Origin of the sequence: uncultured Alteromonas sp. (genome assembly GCF_963976965.1) — a bacterium.
GTDB classification, from domain to species: Bacteria; Pseudomonadota; Gammaproteobacteria; order Enterobacterales; family Alteromonadaceae; genus Alteromonas; species Alteromonas naphthalenivorans.
In genome coordinates, this window is sequence record NZ_CAXBMP010000008.1 from 126,062 (window position 1) to 146,044 (window position 19,983).

Annotated in this window: 16 protein-coding genes and 1 tRNA gene; 11 read left to right on the plus strand and 6 right to left on the minus strand. The window is 43.3% G+C overall.

Annotated features, from left to right (window positions below; all coding sequences use genetic code 11):
* The first annotated feature begins 167 nt into the window (after positions 1-167).
* On the plus strand, positions 168-1,268 hold the full coding sequence (gene lptF / locus AAC006_RS08835; protein WP_013782777.1) for an LPS export ABC transporter permease LptF: 1,101 nt from the start codon (positions 168-170) through the stop codon (positions 1,266-1,268).
* Positions 1,269-2,330, plus strand: coding sequence for an LPS export ABC transporter permease LptG (lptG, locus tag AAC006_RS08840; protein ID WP_013782776.1), 1,062 nt, complete (start codon positions 1,269-1,271; stop codon positions 2,328-2,330).
* Between the two features lie 139 nt (positions 2,331-2,469).
* Here the strand turns inward: lptG and AAC006_RS08845 are convergent, their stop codons facing one another.
* A complete protein-coding gene (locus AAC006_RS08845; protein ID WP_260563518.1) occupies positions 2,470-2,931 on the minus strand; it encodes an RDD family protein in 462 nt (153 codons plus the stop codon).
* 446 nt (positions 2,932-3,377) lie between these two features.
* Between AAC006_RS08845 and AAC006_RS08850 the strand changes: the two genes are divergently transcribed.
* The 7 genes from AAC006_RS08850 to AAC006_RS08880 all read left to right on the plus strand — a co-directional run bounded on the left by AAC006_RS08850 (position 3,378) and on the right by AAC006_RS08880 (position 9,467).
* Positions 3,378-3,911 (plus strand): sigma-70 family RNA polymerase sigma factor, encoded by a 534-nt coding sequence (locus AAC006_RS08850; protein ID WP_013782774.1) that lies wholly within the window; start codon positions 3,378-3,380, stop codon positions 3,909-3,911.
* On the plus strand, positions 3,908-4,609 hold the full coding sequence (locus AAC006_RS08855) for an anti-sigma factor (RefSeq protein ID WP_338454969.1): 702 nt from the start codon (positions 3,908-3,910) through the stop codon (positions 4,607-4,609). Before AAC006_RS08850 ends, AAC006_RS08855 begins: the two co-directional genes overlap by 4 nt.
* A gap of 157 nt (positions 4,610-4,766) precedes the next feature.
* The gene (locus tag AAC006_RS08860) at positions 4,767-6,347 is read left to right on the plus strand and encodes a DUF4331 domain-containing protein (RefSeq protein WP_208805908.1); all 1,581 of its coding nucleotides are present in this window, start codon (positions 4,767-4,769) and stop codon (positions 6,345-6,347) included.
* A 12-nt stretch (positions 6,348-6,359) separates the two neighbouring features.
* Positions 6,360-6,860 (plus strand): Ig-like domain-containing protein, encoded by a 501-nt coding sequence (locus tag AAC006_RS08865; protein ID WP_208805909.1) that lies wholly within the window; start codon positions 6,360-6,362, stop codon positions 6,858-6,860.
* Between the two features lie 79 nt (positions 6,861-6,939).
* Positions 6,940-8,094 (plus strand): hypothetical protein, encoded by a 1,155-nt coding sequence (locus AAC006_RS08870; protein WP_339349033.1) that lies wholly within the window; start codon positions 6,940-6,942, stop codon positions 8,092-8,094.
* Between the two features lie 9 nt (positions 8,095-8,103).
* Positions 8,104-9,258, plus strand: coding sequence for a HupE/UreJ family protein (locus tag AAC006_RS08875; RefSeq protein WP_126873094.1), 1,155 nt, complete (start codon positions 8,104-8,106; stop codon positions 9,256-9,258).
* A 122-nt stretch (positions 9,259-9,380) separates the two neighbouring features.
* Positions 9,381-9,467: transfer RNA gene (locus tag AAC006_RS08880), tRNA-Leu, on the plus strand.
* A gap of 260 nt (positions 9,468-9,727) precedes the next feature.
* Here the strand turns inward: AAC006_RS08880 and AAC006_RS08885 are convergent.
* Entirely contained in the window at positions 9,728-10,075 is a 348-nt protein-coding gene (locus AAC006_RS08885; RefSeq protein ID WP_013782768.1) for a type II toxin-antitoxin system RelE/ParE family toxin, read from the minus strand.
* On the minus strand, positions 10,062-10,289 hold the full coding sequence (locus AAC006_RS08890) for a type II toxin-antitoxin system Phd/YefM family antitoxin (RefSeq protein WP_013782767.1): 228 nt from the start codon (positions 10,287-10,289) through the stop codon (positions 10,062-10,064). Before AAC006_RS08890 ends, AAC006_RS08885 begins: the two co-directional genes overlap by 14 nt.
* A gap of 194 nt (positions 10,290-10,483) precedes the next feature.
* On the opposite strand from AAC006_RS08890, the gene AAC006_RS08895 reads away from it, so the two are divergent.
* Positions 10,484-12,151, plus strand: coding sequence for a tetratricopeptide repeat protein (locus tag AAC006_RS08895; protein ID WP_208805910.1), 1,668 nt, complete (start codon positions 10,484-10,486; stop codon positions 12,149-12,151).
* A 426-nt stretch (positions 12,152-12,577) separates the two neighbouring features.
* On the opposite strand, the gene AAC006_RS08900 is transcribed toward AAC006_RS08895, so the two are convergent.
* Positions 12,578-13,642 (minus strand): Gfo/Idh/MocA family oxidoreductase, encoded by a 1,065-nt coding sequence (locus AAC006_RS08900; RefSeq protein ID WP_013782765.1) that lies wholly within the window; start codon positions 13,640-13,642, stop codon positions 12,578-12,580.
* Between the two features lie 399 nt (positions 13,643-14,041).
* On the opposite strand from AAC006_RS08900, the gene AAC006_RS08905 reads away from it, so the two are divergent.
* Positions 14,042-14,830 (plus strand): thioesterase domain-containing protein, encoded by a 789-nt coding sequence (locus AAC006_RS08905; protein WP_013782764.1) that lies wholly within the window; start codon positions 14,042-14,044, stop codon positions 14,828-14,830.
* A 160-nt stretch (positions 14,831-14,990) separates the two neighbouring features.
* Here the strand turns inward: AAC006_RS08905 and AAC006_RS08910 are convergent, their stop codons facing one another.
* Together AAC006_RS08910 and AAC006_RS08915 are read right to left on the minus strand one after the other, a co-directional pair.
* A complete protein-coding gene (locus AAC006_RS08910) occupies positions 14,991-18,134 on the minus strand; it encodes a glycosyl hydrolase (protein WP_339349034.1) in 3,144 nt (1,047 codons plus the stop codon).
* 363 nt (positions 18,135-18,497) lie between these two features.
* A complete protein-coding gene (locus AAC006_RS08915) occupies positions 18,498-19,775 on the minus strand; it encodes a diguanylate cyclase (protein ID WP_339349035.1) in 1,278 nt (425 codons plus the stop codon).
* Between the last annotated feature and the right edge of the window lie 208 nt (positions 19,776-19,983).

The window sequence follows — 19,983 nt, forward strand, 5'->3', positions numbered from 1 at the left end:
TGCATGCTAGCTGCGAATGACGCAATGTTGACGTAAATTATGTCAATTTTGCTTCGCCACACCATGCAATTAATTTTATGATTGCAGGCAAAACTTGTAAAAACGGTAAGTTTACTCAAAATTGTGGTTTCTTTCACTAAAATTCCAAAGTTTCCGGTAGGACTGAGATGTTGATATTCCGCTATTTGCTTAAGGAAACCCTTAAGTCTCAGTTAGCCATATTTTTCATTCTAATGGCGATATTTGTCACCCTTAGATTTGTACGTGTACTTGGTGATGCCTCAGACGGCGATATACCAGCAGGACTAGTACTTGGCTTTCTTGGGCTATACGCCCCTATTCTCGCATCACTCGTGCTGCCTATAAGCGCTTATTTAGGCATTATGCTGGCCCATGGGCGACTGTATGTAGACAGCGAAATGACTGTCATGCGCGCATGCGGTATCAGTGAGTGGTACATCACCCGAGTGATGTTGTTTCTCTCAGTACTCATTATGATAGTTACGGGGGCGATTACCCTCTATTTTGCCCCTATGGCGGCTGAAAACGAGTACCAACTTAGGGAAAAAGCCCGAAACGAAGCTGGCCTTTCTGCCATTATTCCTGGTCGATTCCAACAAACCGGTAATGCCAAAGCGGTTATTTTTGTTCACGACATTGATACGGACGACCAATTGCGCCGCGTGTTTTTATCGCAAAATAAAACTGAAAATGGTGAAAATCAGGTTCAAGTGGTTTACGCGCAAACAGGGCAAGTAGCCAGTAACCCTGATGGCACCCGAAACTTGGTGTTAAAACAAGGGGTGCAGTACGAAGGTCAGCAGTCGCAAAAAAGCTACCGCAAGGTAGAATTCGATGAATACCAAATTCAAATAGCAGATAAGCCTGCAGAGGAAGCAAGACGCAAGGTTAGCGTTTTACCTACTACTGAATTATGGGGTGACGAATCGATAGAAGCCCGTGCAGAGTTACAATGGCGTATCGCTATTCCTCTTTCACTGCCCTTCTTGATTCTTATTGCGGTGCCATTGAGCGCGGTAGATCCCCGCCAAGGCCGATTTGGAAAAATGTTTCCGGCTATACTGCTCTATCTTGGCTACTTCTTATTGTTATTAGCCAGCAGACGGGTATTAGAAGACGGCAAAATCCCCCCTCAACTTGGGTTGTGGTGGGTGCATACCATCATGCTGATAATTGGTGTTGCCTTGATTGTGCGAGACAGAAAAACAGGTACCCAATTTAGGGCCTGGATATTGGGGAAAAAATAGATGTTTAAAATCCTCGATTTATATATTGCTCGCACGCTGTTAGGTACGGTAACTGTTACTCTATCGGTCCTTATTGGCTTAAGCGCACTGATTAAATTCGTAGAGCAACTGCGTAAAGTGGGTGAAGGCGACTACGACATGATGGTGGCGTTCCTTTATGTCGTGCTTAGCTTACCAAGAGATTTAGAACAGTTTTTCCCCATGGCAACCCTTCTGGGCGGGTTAATCGGTATGGGTGTACTTGCCAGCAACAGTGAGCTTGTTGTTATGCAAGCAGCAGGCATGAGTAGATGGAACATAATTGTCTCTACCATGAAGTCTGCCACTATCATGATTCTATTGGTCATGGCTGTGGGTGAATGGGTCACCCCCTTCAGTGAATCTAAAGCCAAAGAAATTCGCACAGAGGCCATTTCAGGCGGAAGCTTATTCTCTTCAGAGCAATTGGTTTGGGCTAAAGATGGCGAACACTTCGTGAGTATTGGCGAAGTGTTAAGTCGTGATTCACTAAAAGATATTAATATTTTTGATTTTAACGACGACCTTTCACTTGAAAGTATTACCTATGCTAAATCGGGTAATTTCGATGGCAGTGAGTGGCGTTTAAGTGATGTGGACGTTACGCGTTTTAGTGAAACCGCGGTAACGTTAGATAACGAAAAAAGTATGCAATGGAACTCGACATTAACGCCAGATAAGTTGGGTATTGTTGCCGTAAAACCTGAAGCTCTATCTATTTCTGGTTTGCTAGACTATGTGGGCTACTTAGCCAATAACGGACAAGATCCATCACGCTACGAATTGGCACTGTGGCGCAAAATATTACAACCTGTGTCGGTAGGGGTAATGCTATTAATGGCCTTGTCGTTCATCTTTGGCCCGCTGCGCAGTGTTACTATGGGTGCCCGGGTGATCATGGGCGTACTGACCGGCTTTGGCTTCTTCATTTTAAATGAAGTGTTTGGCCCACTTAGCTTGGTATATCAAATTCCACCGTTTTTAGGCGCTTTACTTCCCAGCTTATTGTTCGCGGCCATCGCCGCCATCATGCTGAGAAAGTAGCGTATTTTGAGTCATCTATTGAGTCGCTTGAATTAAGCGTTTGGTTGAATCTTCAGACGCACTAGGCTCTGCCGCTTCAACACTGGATACAAAAAAGGGAAGCTTAGCTTCCCTTTCTTATTGGTATTAGCGCTTTTGCTTACCAGCTTTTATGATCGTTACTTTCTTTAGTCAATTTGAGCACTTGGGTTTGCGCCAATCTATCTTGCAATGACTGCTTGTGCTTAAAATCAAACAGCACCAATAGCGTACCTAAGCCACCTAGTGAGGCCACCAAACGAATAAGCAATCGCGGCCATGTCATAGGTGCATCTACGGTGCTGAAAATACGAAGTCTCCATGCACGCATTCCCAAGGTTTGCCCACCTCGCTTCCAAAACCATAAAAAGAAACCAACCACCCACAAACCAACCCATACTTGAATCAGTAACTTATACCCAGTAGATGCTTGAATTAATTCAGCGGGCTGCTCGTAGCCTTGCAAATCCAATATACCATTTGAAAGCAACACAATAAGCGTCACTATTACCACCATAGCAGCACACATCCCCACCGCAACGGCAACTAATGTATCGTAAATCATGGCAGCTAAACGACGAATAAACCCTGCACGTTCAGAAGAAGAGGTTAACTCGACAGCTTCATTTTCGGTGAGTTTTTCACGCTTATTCGCTTTTTTTGCATTGCGTGCAGCACGTGACGCTTTGTTGTGACTTTTGTTCAAAATACTTCCGATACAGTTCAATACCGCGCTAGTGTGCCACAACCCTGACAAGGCATAAATAACCGATACGGAAACAGGGCTAGTTTTAATACTTAGTATTGTGAATTGCTAAGCTATAACCGGTTAGAAATAGCGTGTAAGGTGTAGAGCACAAAGAATATTTATACTTTTTGCATCTAATTACAGACGGCAAACGTTTAATAACATGTAAACACAAACAATCGATCGAAAAATTCTTGTGTCTATGCCCTGATCAGAGTTCCGAAGCTTAAGGCCATTTAATTTCTAAATGCCATGTATGGCTCGGTAAAGAAGGATACTTTATGGAACATGAAACCTTGTTTCCCCTACTGTGTGAAACAGCGAATGGCAATAAAGCCGCTTTTGCTGAGCTATATAAATTAACTAGCCCTCAACTGTATGCTGTGGTGTTAAAGCTTTTGAAGCGGCCGGAACTGGCCGACGAAGCTACCCAAGATGCTTTTATCAAAATATGGCATAACGCAGGCAGTTACCAAAGAGGTAAAGGTACTGTGCTGACTTGGATGGTCAGTATTGCTCGCTACCGTGCATTAGATTTAATGCGCTATCACAATGTGAGAAATGAAGTATCACTAGATAACGAAGCGCCTCAATTAGATGAGTCTTCTACCCCCGTTCGGATGAATACCGAGCAAGATAAATTAGCGGAATGCTTGGATGAATTGGACCACTCCCAACGCCAAGCAATACAGTTAGCGTATGTAAACGGACTTTCCCATCAAGAAGTTGTGAACCATTTGTCGTCGCCTCTGGGCACTATCAAAAGCTGGATTAGACGTGGCCTTCAAAGCTTACAAAGGTGTTTGTCATTATGAATTATTTGAAAGAAGAACGGTTAAACGCACTCGCGGCCGAATATGTGGTGGGCACCTTACGTGGCAAAGCGCGTCTACGGTATCAAAAACTATTGATGCAGTACCAAATCGTAGGTGAAACCACCGCCAAATGGGAAGAATACTTGGTAGGCTTCTCAGACGGCATAACCCCTGTAAAGCCTCCCCATGCTGTGTGGGAACAAATTCAGCATCGTCTTGATCATGGCAATTCAACAAAACCAGTGTCGAACGTACTTGAGTTTGAACAAGCAAAGCAGGCTAGATGGCGTTATCTCTCCTTTCTGTCTACCGCTGCTGCAATGATATTTGCGGTACTTCTCGTCGTGATGATGCCAGTAGCCGACGAAGAAATTTCACATGTTGCGGTGTTTAATAACGCCGACAATGCGCCGTTATGGGTAATAGAAATATCTGAATCTACCATGGATGTAAAAGTGACCAGTGCATTTGCTGCTACGACCGATAAAGACTACGAGCTATGGATGGTACCTGAAAATGGAGAAGCGCCTATTTCATTGGGTTTGTTGCCTGAATCGGGCTTTGAGCACTTTGCTACTAATGCCATATTACTTAACGGTAGCATCGCGGCACTAGCCGTAAGCTTAGAAGCGCCAGGCGGCTCAAAAACCGGTGCACCTACTGAAGTGTTATACATTGCGCCGCTGGTTTCTGTGTAATAGAGAAGACATTTCTAAAAAAGTACTTTTGAAAGCCGGCATTCAAGCCGGCTTTTTTGTGTATGAAAAAGGTAATTTAAATAAAAGTAAAATAGTTGCATCCAACTGTGCATCCGAATCGTTTGGCTTTATGAACTCACTCACTAAGAGACATAATATGATTTCGATTAAACGTTCAGTAGTTGCAGTTTCTTGCGCACTTATTGCCGCAGGCGCAGTGGCTTCAAGTCACCGAGAAGCGCCTAACATTACACGTCATCCAGCTTTAGACAGTACCGACTTTTACGCATTTAATAGCTACGAAGAAGGGCGTGAGGGCTACGTTACTTTCATCGCAAATTACATTCCACTGCAAGATGCCTATGGCGGCCCTAATTATTTCGCCATGGATCCAAACGCGCAATATACTATACATATCGACAGCGATGGCGATGCAGTTGAAGACATTAGTTTCGTTTTTGAGTTTCAATCTATGCTTGCCGCCGAAAACGAAGGCATTGCATTACCTATTGGCGCAGCTGGCGAAGAAAAAATGGTGAAAGTGCCATTAAAGAACATTGGCCCTGTTAGTGCAGACGATCAAAGCGCCGCTAACTTCTCAGAAATGTATAGCTTAACTATGGTTTCTGGCGACATACAAAGCGGTGAGCGTACTACGCTAACGCCAAGTGCAGGTGATAGGTTTACCAAACCGCTTGATTACATTGGTAATAAAACCTTCACCAGCGAAGCAGAATACGCCCGCTATGCAGAAAGCTTTATCTATTCATTCTCGATACCAGGCTGTAATGACATGGCTAAGGTATTTGTGGGTCAACGTAAAGACCCATTTGTGGTAAATCTGGGTAAAACTTTTGATTTGGTTAACTACGTTCCGGTTGAAGGCGACAGCGCCCCTGGCGCAGGTGATGGCGCTGGCTTTCCAGGCGGTATTACCCAAAGCGATGATAACGATGACTTAGCCGATAAAAATGTGACCTCAATTTCTGTTGAAGTACCTTCAGCATGTGTTACTGGCGACGGTAATGGCGTAGTGGGCAGTTGGACAACAGCCAGCCTTCCACAAGCACGTATCCTAAACCCTGATGCATCCTTTGAATCGCCAGAAGTTAATGGCGGCGCGATGACCCAAGTATCTCGTTTAGGTAGCCCATTGGTTAACGAACTTGTTATTGGTATTGGCGATAAAGATACGTTCTCTAGCGCACATCCTAGTGATGATGGTCAGTTCGCTGATTATGTCACCCACCCTGCCCTACCAGAGTTGCTGAATATCTTATTCAAAGATGCGGTTAATACTACGTTAGGAACATCAATAGAAACGTTAGCGCCAACTAATTTCCCAAGAAATGATTTAGTTGCTGCATTCTTAACAGGTTTCCCTGGTGTTAACCAACAGGCCTCAGTTACCGCGTCGGAAATGCTTCGGTTAAATACAGGCATTCCAGCAACGCCTGCAGCCGACCAATCTGCATTCGGTGTGGCAGGTGACGATTTAGCTGGCTTCCCGAACGGAAGAAGACCTGGCGATGATGTGGTAGATATTGCCCTACGCGTTGTGATGGGTCGCTTATGTTATCCCATTCCAGTGAATGGTGAAGATACTGATTTAGGCTTGTGTACTGAAGAAGATGCAAGCGTAGGTAATGTTCCATTCACTGATGGCGCGCCAGTTGATGCCAGCATGACCGATGCGTCGTTCCCTTACCTTAAAACCCCTATTGCGGGTTCTGAATAAGGAGTGATGATTATGAACAACGCTCTTTTAAGAGGCTTAGTTTTGGTAGGCGCAGTAAGTGCGCTTACTGGATGCTTTGACAGTGACGATGATAAGCCAGAAGTAAACGTGGCACCGGTAGCTGAAGATGCCATGTTTACTACCCAGGCTGATATTGCGTTCACCGAAATGCTCAGTGCAAGTGATGCTAATGGCGATGCTTTAACTTATACGCTAGCCACAGACAGCGAAAACGGAACCACAACGGTAACAGCAAACGGTGATTTTACTTATACGCCGAATGCGCAGTTTACCGGAACTGATTCTTTTGTTTTCAGCGTATCTGACGGCGTAGCCGATGCTGACACGGGCGAAGTGACTATCACCATTGAAGCGCAGCAAGTCTCGTTTTCAAGCTATACACGAGATGCATTTAATCAAGAAGCGACTGATGACCCACTTCCTATTAACGGAAGAGCGTTCACTCAGGATGCTGAGCAAAGCAGTTTTGATGACTTACTACCTCAGCAATAAATAGCACTAGCGCCAGGGATGGCGCTGCTTTTTCTTAAGTTTGTTTACTTTACGTTTATCTACCCTAGGAGTTCATACTATGAAATTAATGGCTCGGCTTATCGCACTTAGCGCTTTGTCTACATTATACTCATCGGCGCTGGCATTTGATGATACAGCGTCTCTTAGCGTTACATCAGATGACATTCCTAGCAATAAAGTTATCGCCACATGGAGTGCACAACCTCAAGTAAAAATGACCGTAGCACAAGCACAAACAGTGCTTAGTCAAAGCCGTTATCCCGATGCCACAGGTAATGAAAGACAACAGGTGATTCGCTTCATCCATTATCAAAAACAGCAAAAAAGCTCCCTTTCAGCTAGTGCGCAAACGCAACTTATGGTGTTAGAGGCCAAGGTGCTGCAAGGCACCCATCAATTTCGCGAAGCTGAAGCTATTTTAAACGAAATAAAAACGCCCCTTTATGCACCTGCTTTACTGCTACTAGCAGACATTAACATTCAGCAAGGCAACCCCGCAGCGGCCAAAAAATACTGCCAACAATTAGTTGGCAAAACCAGTTATCTATTGGCTTTCACATGTATTTTAAACGCCGAATTCACACTTAATACTAATAGTGCTAGCTACGAGAAACTACTAAACCTTGAGGCATTTGCTGAAAAATCTCGTGTAGAAAAAATGAATGCTAATAACACTAGCATCAAGCAAGGGGGCGCGAGCGAACGCCTGTGGTATTACGAAACCTTGGCGGCAATGGCCTACACCCTAGATAAACCCGAGACTGCGCTTTCACACCTGAACAAAATAGACACACAAAAACTGCCCGTAAGCGCACTATTGCTATGGTCTGACGCTAAGCTCAAACTTTCAAAATCTCAAGATGTGATTAAAAGGCTTACAGCAATTCAAGCTGCAGCTAATCGCAACTCCAACAGTACAGAAAAGAACATAGACGATGGCTTATTGCTTCGCTTGGCAAAAGCAGAACGGCAAATACGTCTTCATGATACTGAAATTCAAAAGCAATTAGCTGATAGAATGGCCTTACGTACTTGGCGGGAAGATGTGTCTCATGCAGCGCAAGTAGCTAGTTACTTTTTAGATATTGACTATAAACCCGCTATAGCCCTGAAATTCGCTAGGATAAACTGGCAAGCTGCACAAACACGAAGTGACGCTAGGTTACTGGCACGGGCCGAAAGCGCTGTTGCCACATCATCGACATTGAATTAAAGAAAATATATGAAAGCACTTGTAGTTACTCTTTTTTTGTCACTTTTAGTTATGAACGCAAGCGTAGTAAACGCCCACGAACTGAGTAGCGGGTATTTAACCCTTAACGCGGGTGAAGAAAATACCTATAGCGGCGAATTGTTATTAAAGCCTGATGATATTGGGCAAGTAGCCGGACTAGACACTAACGGCAATGGCGCACTGACGTGGGGTGAGATTCATCAAAATCAGCCCTTGTTAGAGCGCTATATAACGAAAGTGCTAAGTATTAGAGTAGATGACTCGCCCTGTGAAATTAACCTTAGCATGCCAAATATTAGAAGTGTTTCCGGCGATTCTTACTTGGTCTCACCAATTCAAGTTATGTGTGAATCAGATGGTACATTGGGCATTCACTACGACGGCATTTTTGAACATAGCCCTACCCATAAGCTTCTTGTAAACGTAAACCTTGCTGATCAATCAGGAAGTCGTTTACAAAGCAGTTCAAAAAGCAGTTCAGATAACACATCTGTTACCAGCGTACTTGATACAGATAGCCGCAGCGTTACATTCGATGCTAGCACTACGTCACTAACCGCATTGTTCATTTCGCTAGTGTACGAAGGTGTATGGCATATCTTCATTGGTATCGATCATATCCTGTTTTTAGTGGCTACCTTGCTTACCGTTAACCTGGTAAGAGAGCACAAACAGTGGCAAAAAGAGCCTTCAACTTCTCGAATACTAAAGCACACTGTAATATTAGTCAGTGCATTCACCCTAGCGCACTCTATTACCCTGACCGCTACCGCTCTGAATTTTATTGCGTTGGATAGCCGTTTAGTCGAGCTTGGAATCGCTATTTCAGTGCTGCTGACTGCTCTTAATAATATCTATCCGCTCATTGTGCGATTAGGCATTATTACCTTTGCCTTCGGCTTATTACACGGAATGGGGTTCGCCAGCGTGTTTGCCGATTTAAATGCGCAGTCAAATAACCTTGTGTTAAGTGTGGTTGCATTTAATATTGGTGTGGAAGTGGGTCAGTTGGCTATTGTGGCAGTATTACTACCCTTGTTGCTGTGGCTGCGTCATTTTGCATTTTATGCAAAAACCTTGATGCCACTCCTATCATCAATCATTGCGATTATCGCTATTAACTGGACGATTCAGCGCTGGTAGGAGCCATCCCGAAGCACTAATTGGATAATCTTTCAGCACTTAGACATTTAAGCTAAAAAAAGTGTTGTATGCGAGCGCTGCATCGCTATAATGCACCACTTAGCGATAGCACACCTATCCAAGCCAGTGTGATGGAATTGGTAGACATGACGGATTCAAAATCCGTTGCCAGCAATGGCGTGGCGGTTCAAGTCCGCCCACTGGTACCAAACTTTTAAACCAACTTTTTAGTTGGTTTTTTTGTGCCTGGTGATTGATAAAGCCTCCACGCAAGCGTGACGTCCGAGTGTCGGCTCATCGCGTGGCGACCAACCGAAGTCCGCCCACTGGTACCATATTCTTCTTTTAGAAAAAGATACTGAAACCGACTTTTGAGTCGGTTTTTTTGTGTCTGAAATCAGCGTCGTTCTGGGCTCTACCCCATTAACGGGGGATCAGTATTTATCCTGTTCTATTATTTTGGGGTAAATCAGACGAGTAAATTAACTTCAAACAAAAGCTTTTTCAGGTCTTGTCTAGAATCAAAAACTAGAAGAAGAATGACTGTCTTTGTAGACTCTTCAACTCGGTAAAGCACCACATTATGACTATCGACAAGAAGCTGCCTGTATTCGGTTAACCCTAACTCCAGGAGCCTGTCACTATGAGGCGCAGAATACGGATTTCCAGAGAGTTGAGACTTAACTTTCGATTTAATAGCTCGCTTGGCCTCGTTTGCAACATTGTGATTAAATTTTCTGATTAAAAATGCATCCAGTTTTTTCAAACAAAGTTTAAAAACCGGTGTCACTTTTATGCTGTATTCAATCGTCGTCAAATGCTTCATCCAGATCAAATAGCCCGTTCTGTCGCGCTCTGCGTTCTGACAAATTTATGAGTTTTAATAATGCTATAGTTTGTTGCTGTTCTTCGTAGTCATTCGCATCCTGAATAACATACTTTGGCTTGCCATTTTGCGTGACCAAAATGGGGTTATCCAATTCCAGATGATTCGCATGTTCCTTCATGTAAGATACAGTTTGAGTTTTCATGACAATCTCTTTGGTCTAAATATAGACTTATTATAGTCCGATAGACGAAAAATGAAACGGATAGATTTCCGAGTGGACCGCAATATTTTCATGATATACCTATACCGGAGCATTTATTTAATCAATTCGGCTTCAAAATTGAAAACTCTGCATGTTATGCTTTTACATTAATTCAGCGATTCAAGACTACTTACTTGACAAAGTTTGATAAAGATTTCCCGAAACTAGAAATGCGGCTTGACGCATTTTTTGATGCCATTGATGACGAAGATTACAAACTTGCCCGACTCATTGTAAAAAAGGCGGTCAGGAAATTCCCCCGACATCCTGTTTGCTTCGCGCTTCAAGGGCTAGCAGCTGTATTTATCGATGACGATCATACCGATGGTTATTTGTTTTTTAAGCAAGCAATAAACAGTGGCTACGCACCTGCTTTTGTATATTTTAATTTTGGACTCTGTGCCGAAAAATCTGGCTCAGTTGCTGAATCTTTAGCGGCTTTTCAAAATGCGCTTGACAGTGCGTCACCGGAAGAACTTCATCAATATGAACCTGCCAGACTCCATCTCCAGGCGATAAGAGAGCAACTTCCCGAACACCTCACTTTGGAACAGTACCTTATAGACGCCGAAATTTTTGAAGAAGGTGTTGTATTGTTAGAAAGTCATAAGTTCAGTGAAGCGGCAAACTGCTTTACTCTACTGTTAAAAAGCCAGCCTGAGCATGTACAAAGTTGCGGCAATTTGGGAATTTGTCAGATGTATTTAGGCGATCACTTGTCTGCAAAACGTGCGTTTCATCGAGCATTGGCAATTGATCCAGATTACTTGTTAGCTGAAAATAACCTGGCAATGTTAAAAGCGCTTGAAGACGGAGAGATAGAAGAGCTTCCAAGATTTGGTATTACCGATTTCTATGCAGAAAAAGAGAAAACCTCAAATCCTGCCACTGAACTCAATCAGGCAATATCACAAGCCATGGCCAACGAGCAGTTTGACTCAATTGAGGATGCCCAAGCATTTGTTGAGAACTATATGAATGAGCATAACAGTTCACCGAATACTGATATGCTTAACCTCACACCAAGCCAAACTCACAAGCTACTTACTGAGCCTTTCGAATCCAGTGATTTACTTAGCTGGCAATTTTCGAATGTTACCAAATTTACATCAGCCCCTGTTTATTGGTTAGCTGTAAATTTAATAGGAGCTTTAGGGGCTGATGGAGTTAAGTGCACCGCCAATGGAAATTTGCCCCGCAATTTATGTCGGTCGCTATTCGATAGTTATATGAAAGAGTTTGCTCCCAGCTTTATCGTTTCCAAAATAAATAAAGAAGACGATTTCGTTAACCTACATGTAGTTCGCAGCATCTTGTTGATTGCCAAATTAATTCGTAAACACGGTGGGCGCTGGAAGCCATTGAAATCAACATGGCAACTTTATGAGCGCATACAGCAAGGTGATAACACAGCTGCGACTGAACTTTATCAAATACTGTTTAAAACGTATGCTACTGAGTACAACTGGGCGTACATTAGTGGTAATGAGAGCGATTGTGCATTCTATCAGTTCAGTATAGGTTACTCATTGTATATGCTTCGTCATCTTGGCACTGAATGGCGACATTACCGAAAATACCAGGTACTTTATGAGCAGGCTTTCCCAGATCAAGCAGATTCGTTGTCAGAGCTTGCAAAGATAGAATTTCCCTCCCAGTATATTTTTCATTTCTGGTTCGACTTTGCATGGCAAGTCGGACTAATAGAAAAACGTGAAAGCACCGATGAAAATACAAATGGATTTTCCAAAGAAATCATAGCTACGCCTCTGTTTACCGAACTGATTTCTTGGCACATATGAATCCGGTAATAAAAAACGTCATTTACTCTAATCGAATGCGTGCGGCGTCAGTAATCACAGCGTCTTCAATAAACCTCAACTTATTTGTTATGGCATGGAATTTCAGATCAAAACACGCCGTTTATCTGAATCTGATAGAAAGGGATTCCACCTAAACCTCATCACCTTTGTTTGGGGCTTCGTGGACTGGGGGAAGGAGAATCGGGTAAAGTGGCTTTAAGCATTTTTTTTGCGAAAAGCTGTTAGTCATGCAAAGAATTTGCAAAGCGTCATTATTACAATTTAACTTGCTGATTTAAAATAATTATTTCAAACACTAACTTTTCAAAATCCGTTGCCAGCAATGGCGTGGCAGTTCAAGTCCGCCCACTGGTACCAAACTTTTAAACCAACTTTTTAGTTGGTTTTTTTGTGCCTGACTATTAATCAAACCGCCACCGTTTTTCCTGTTTGTGCGGCCCGAAATATTGCATCAACAATATGAATATCGGCTAACCCTTCACTCCCGGTTACTAGCGGTTGTCGGTCGGTGAGTATGGCTAAAGCATCATTGTCCATTTGAAGCGTTTGCTGCATGCCTTGAATAGGTTCAAACTTTTTCCCATCAGAGGTTATACCCGTTACGCCATTGTAGCTTTGCATTGGTCTCAGTTGATACCAACCTTGTTCGCACTCTGCTTTAAAGTGGTTGAACTCTGTTACTACGCTTGTACCACAATCAGCCATTAGTCCATTCCCGAAATCCATGGTAAACATGGTGGTTTCATCAACCTCGGTAAACTTATTAGGGAAACGCTGGGGTGGATGACTACCTGTAACGGATAATGGCTCTTTACCTGTTAAAAACCGAGCGCTATTAATAGCGTATACACCCATATCATAAAGCGCCCCACCTCCCATGTGTTGCTGCATTCGCCAATTGCTAGCGTCTCTTCCTTGCCCAGCGTAACCAGCAAAGCTAGATACCTTCTTAAACTTCCCATAAGGCATGCTTTCTAAATAGTGATGAAAAGTGCGTGTGTTGGGCTCATGTTGCATGCGATAACCAATAGATAGCGTCACACCATTCTTGTTACATGCGTCTATAATGGCTTGGCATTCGTCACTATTCATGGCCATAGGCTTTTCACACCAAACGTGCTTTCCTGTGTTCGCGGCTTTTACTGCAAAATCTTTATGTGTACCGGTTGGCGTAACTACATAAATAACATCAATATCTTTGTTATTCGCAACCTCATCAATCGTATCGTAGGTATACACATTACTATCCTGAATACCGTATTTACGCTGCCACTTTGAAATTTTGCTTTCTGTACCGGTAATTATTCCGCGCAGTTCACAATGTTCGGTATGCTGAAGTGCTGGCGCAAGTAAATTAGCGCTGTAATTGCCTAAACCTAGCAAGGCAACACCTAACTTTTTCCGCGACTGAGTGCCTCCTAAAGCCAAAGAGAACGGACTATGAGCGACTAATAGACCAGCACCTGTCATACGAATAAAGTGGCGACGTGTTACGTTTGACGTAAAAACTCCCTAATGAAGACCTGTATTTCCCTTCTAATTAATAGTGTTAATTATATATAGTTAGATCACTTTGCCGCGGCGCATTATTCGGTTCTATTCATAAACGATTTTGTCTGGAACCAATGGTGTATCAGCATTCCAGAGAGCATCGAATAATGCGGTTTTGTAGCCTGGTTATGATGATTTACTTCTTTTTCTTTTGTTCGCCCTGCTTATTCCGCCCTCTACGTGACTTCTTTTATTCGCCCTCATTATTCTGTGCGTAATATCACTGAAACAAAAACACTATAGCTTTAGAACTCGAGTCATTGTTTGTGAATTAAATCCGTTCACAAAACTGAGTAAAGCGAGTTGATATAGTTGTCTATGAAAAAGCTCAAGCGCTATCAATACGAGCGATATGCCATTCTCTGCCAACTCTCCTATCCCGATGCCGAAGCGCATTACCGTCAAGTATTAAAGCCCTTTCACGAACGTCACTTGGTCGATAAATATGGCCGGATGAGCGTCAGGATCCTTTGGGTAGATAATAAAAAAGAAGCCATTGTGGTATTTAGGGGCTCGCTGGGACTAAAAGACTGGCTCGCAAATTTGGTATTCCTACCCACTAGAATCAAACAAGTCGATAAAAAGTTCTATGTACATTGGGGCTTTAGTCGACTACTTCATCAACCCATGTATTCAAGCACGAAGACGATTGACGAAGCGCTGCCATTGCAAGAACTTTTGGTTAAAGTACTAGAGCCTTTGCAAAATCAAGGTAAGCGTTTTACATTTATAGGGCATTCTTCTGGAGGCGCAGTAGCCGTGCTGATGGCCGACTATTTCGAAAGAAAAAATGCTAAAGCGGTAAAACGGGTAGTGACCTTTGGCCAACCCGCAGTAGGCAGTCGCTCATGGTACAAAAACTACCTATTACACCACAAAACATACCGTATTTGCTGTGATTTAGACGTAGTAACGTTTATGCCTCCTTTCCCTTTTTACTTTTGGCACGTGGGTAAAATGCTATGGCTGCACGACGACCAAATCTATGAAAACACGCCCACGCATAAGCGGTTTTTTAAATCGTTAAGTAGCTGGCTATTAAGACCTATTACCTACCATTACATGAGAAAATACATTAGAAATAAGTCTTTATTTGATGAGCATTAGTGTGTACTCACGCTATAGCGTTTTTAGATGTGAAGGCCTAATTTAAAAAACAAAAAACCGACTTAACGTCGGTTTTTTGTTTAAAGTGTGCCGATAATGCTATCGAACACCTTCATCGTACCTTCATTTTACAAAGTACAATTCAGTACGCACAAACAGCCTACAAACTGTCTAGATCGTACACGCCTTTTTCAGCAAGCGCTTCATTGACTGGCTTAACATTTTCACGAAATAGAATTTCTAACTGTAGTTTGTACTTTTGCCATCTGACCTCTAAATCGTCTAAACGTTGTACTGCCCCAGCTTGTGCTGGCGCGCCGGTTCTATCGAAGTTATCCATTAAAAAGCGAACTTGTCGGTCGAGCATATTTGGCCAATTTATGTCATCTTCAAAGGTTTGGTGTTTAGGTTGAATCACCAATGCTTCCCAATCATCTATAGCACTAACAATACGGTCAATAGATGCCGACACTTCGCTGGCTAGTACCACGTTAGACTCAGTTACCCCATTTAGCGTTTCACGCACGTTACGGGCTTTTTGCAAGTGCTCAAATAGCTCGTTTAGTAAGTTTTCACTCGCCTGAATGCTTTGCTCAACAATTTGTAATTGGGCGGCATCAGATTCTTCTCTTGGGTCTGGCAGTACCTTAAACGGTCGGGTCTGAGACTGCTCGCCTACAGTGATAGTCGCTTTATAGTCGCCAGGCATTACTCTGGCGCCTTTCCAGCCACCAAATAACTTCACATTATCAATACAGTTTAAAGGTGAGCGTCGCAGGTCCCATATAAACTCGTTATAACCTTCATTTGTTGAAGGATGTGTAAACTTCAACGGGCTACGTGCGTCTTCGTTACCCTTGGCGCACTTTTCAAACGCATCTGCGGTTGACGATAACGTACGCACGAGTTGATTTTTCGAATCAAAAATATCAATGCGAAGACTTTCACTCTCTTCTAACTCATCTTTTAGGTAGTAACGGAACCTTGCTCCGCGAGGAGGGTTTTTCGCTTCTGGTTGGCCGCTCATATTGCCGCCAGACAACAAGCGCACACCGTCGACAGGGCTAAATTGAAACAGCGCTTCATTGTGTAATGAACCACTGACTTCACGCAGCGGGTTTATGTCGTCCAAAATCCAAAAGCCACGACCTTGCGTTGCCACAACTAAGTCATCACCTTTTACCTGCATATCGGTTATTGCGACAGGGGGTAAATTAAGCGCCATCTCCTGCCAGTTTTTACCATCGTCAAAACTAACAAACATACCGCTTTCAGTTCCCGCGAACAGCATACCTTCATGCTGCTTATCCTCACGTACTACGCGAACAAACGCATCTTCAGGCAAGCCTTTATCTATGCGAGTCCAGCGTTTTCCGTAGTTTTCTGTTTTATAAATATAAGGCTGATAGTCGTTCAGTTTATAGCCGGTTACCGCTACATAGGCTTTACCCTCAGCGTGAACGCTTAGCTCAATAGCATTAACCTGTGCTTCTTTTTTATGAGGCGTAATGTCTTTCCAATTTTTACCTTCATCTGTGGTTAAATGTAACTTGCCATCATCTGCACCTACCCATAGTTCACCTGCATTTGCTGGCGATTCAGCAATATAGAAAACCGTATTGTAGTATTCAGCACCGGCTTGTTCGTTGGTGATAGGTCCGCCGTTTAAGCCCTGCTTTTCTACCTCGTTGCGGGTTAAATCTGGGCTTATCTCTTGCCAGTTAACACCTCTATCGGTGGTTTTTAATATCATCTGCGTACCGTAGTACACTGTTTTAGGGTCGTGCTGCGACACCAATACCGGCGCATTCCAGTTGGTACGGTATTTCTGATCTCTCGCATTGCGCCCAAATACGTATTCAGGATAAGGCATGATAGGGCGAGTAAGCCCCGTGTCCTTGTTGAACTCGGTTAATGTGCCATTAATAGTGGTGGCGTAAATCAGCGTAGGATTGTCGGCATCAAAGGCGATATGTGCGCTTTCACCACCGCCAACTGCGAATTGCTCGGCGATACCAATGCCGCTATCATAAGTAGAAGAAGGGGTAGCCATAGTCGTGTTATCTTGCTGGCCGCCATAGACATGGTAGGGTTCCAGGTTATCGGTAACTACACGATAAAACTGCGCAGTGGGTTGGTTATAAATACTCGACCACGACTTTCCACCATCAAAGGTTACGGTTGCGCCACCGTCGTTGGCATTTATCATATTCAGGCTGTTTTCAGGATTTATCCACATATCGTGGGTATCGCCGTGTGGCAGTGATTTAATTTCAAAGGTTTTGCCGCCATCGATAGACTTGTGCAGCTGTACGTTCATTACATAAAGTGTGTTTTCGTCGTTAGGGTCAACCTTAATATGATTGTAATACCAGGCTCTGGCTTTAAGAATATTATCGCCATTCATTAGCTGCCAAGAAGCGCCAGCGTCGTCGCTGCGGTACAAGCCACCGTTGTCTGCTTCAATAATGGCGTAAACGCGCTTAGGGTTAGAGGCAGAAATATCAATTCCCACCTTTCCGATAAGCTTGGGTAAATCTTTTTCTAGTTTATCCCAACTTTCGCCACCGTCAGTGGACTTATAAATACCGCCACCGTCGCCGCCTGATTTTACGAACCAAGGCGTTCTTCCATGGTGCCACATGCTGGCGTAAAGCACTCTCGGGTTAGATGGGTCTAGCGCTAAATCTGCAGCCCCAGTGTCGGCATTAACGTTAAGTACGTGCTTCCAGTTTTTACCACCGTCGGTAGTTTTAAATACACCGCGCGCTTCATTTGGCGCCCAAATATTACCTTGAACAGCCGCCCACGCGATATCTGGATTGGTGGGGTGAATGCGAATTTTAGGAATTTGACCACGATTTTCTAAACCAACTAGCTCCCAGGTTTCACCCGCGTCGGTAGACTTATATACACCTTTACCGTGGCTGGTGGTTACACCGCGAATAGGCCCTTCTCCTGTGCCGACATAAATAACATTGTGATCTGAGGGTGCTACAGCAATTGCTCCAATGCTACCTACTTTAAAATGCTTGTCAGACAACGGCTTCCAAGACAAACCGGCGTTATCTGTTTTCCACACGCCACCACCTGCGGCCCCCATGTAATAAAGGTTGGGGTTACCATCAACGCCTGAAACGGCAACAGAGCGACCGCCACGAAAAGGCCCAATATTACGATATTCCATTTTTTCGAAAAGCTTGGGATTAACGGTATCTTCTAGTGCAAATGCCGGAAAAGAGAGACTAACTAGCGTGCTAATAGATACAGCTAAAGCGGCTAGTGTTCGCCGTAATTTCATCATTGGAAGCCTTTTTATATTTTATTGTTTATGAAGGATAGGTGCTTATGATTTATATAGTGCAACGTATTTAGCCATACAGTAAAGGCTAAATAGCTAATTCATTAGGAATTTGTATTGCCTTAATGCGTTCATCCACTTGTGTTTTTTTAAGCATTACCATTAAAGCACAGTGAAGGGATTTTAATAGGTACGACAAATACACCATCTTGTCGCATCGAATAACGGAAGTGGAAATGGAAAGGCAGTGCAATATGGATTTGTTTAGCGATACCCTGTTCGCACTTAGCGTATTCGTTGGTTTCGCTTTTATTGTCGGCTTCTTTGCTCTTATGTATCTATGTGCCAGAAAACAAAAAGGCGCTATTAATCACTGAAGGTGGCAATGCAGACCGCGTTTTTGCCTTGGTTCTTGGCGCGATATAATGCTTCATCTGCACCCGATAGCATTTGGTTTGCCAAGTCCTGTACTTCGACCACATTGGTTATAGTCAATTGTTCTGGCGTAACACTGACTATACCGAACGAACAAGAAGTATTAAACGTGCACTCGCCTTTACCGAAATCTGTTTTTGCAATGCGCTCACGAATTCGCTCGACCGTAGTAGCCGCATAATTTTCATCTTGTTTGCTGGCAAATAAAATAACGAACTCGTCCCCTCCCAACCGTGCTATACAGTCAGACTGGCGAATATTGTCTTTTATAATAGTAGTGATTTGGGTAAGCAACGCATCACCATTAGCATGCCCATATTGATCGTTGATATTTTTGAAGTCATCTACATCAAATACGCATACCGATAACCAGTTCAACTCTCCACGTCGCATTAGGTTCACAGCTTCCGTTAAACGTATCTCAAGATAACTACGTGAGAATGCTTGGGTTAAATGGTCATACATAAGCCGGTTACTCAGCAACCGCCTTTCTTCATAAAGATCATCTATATGTAAAACCAACGCCCACGCAATACATGAAGTAACCGAAAATGAGCCTATCCAACTCAACGGAGGTAAATCAACCACCTGAATACCGGTGAACGTATCGCAAAGACCTGTAATCACCCACACGATATTTGCTACCAACAACAATAACACCGTATTCGTATTCCCATTCTCTTGCCTGATGCGTTGTCTATTAAACACTCTCACGAGTATAAAAATACAATAAGCGGCGAGGACTAAAATCCATGCCCCCCACAACTGGAATAATGCCCCAAACTCTAAGCCTGTGTAGTACTTAGACGTTGAGTAGAAAGCATTATTAAGAAAGTACGGATTGGGCACCATGGTCAACAAGGAAAAAGCACCACAAATTACGTAGCACCACTTCAAAAAAATAGGCACTTTGTATTGAAAAAAAGCAATGTAAAAATGCAGACTCAACACTATGGTAAACATCGCCGCAATAACGGTTATACGGTTAGAAATACTGAGATAGGTAAGGTTATCGCTTGAATTAACGAGTACTGCAAATGCACCAAAAAAAACGCCACTGGTTAACGCTGAAAGCGCGAAAATCAAGTAATAATTTACGAACTCTTCATGGCGGGAGGTCAAGCGATAATATAGAAGCAAAAAGAAAAAACTTAAAAGAAAGCAGATACTGGCAGTGATAAACAAAGGGATAGAAGATACTTGAACCATACTACTTGCTCATCCCCCCAACTCCCTTTTGTTATATGTGTTCTGTAAGCGTCTTAGCGTAAAAAACCTTAAGCAGAAGGCAACACTAGTTCAGTGTATTACGCTTATATGTTAACTGTATGTTAGCGCAAAAACACTCTGCTCGCTTGCTCTTTCTATAACGAACTTTGTCAATCTGGTAACGATAGAGGGCTTATCTTACGCAGCC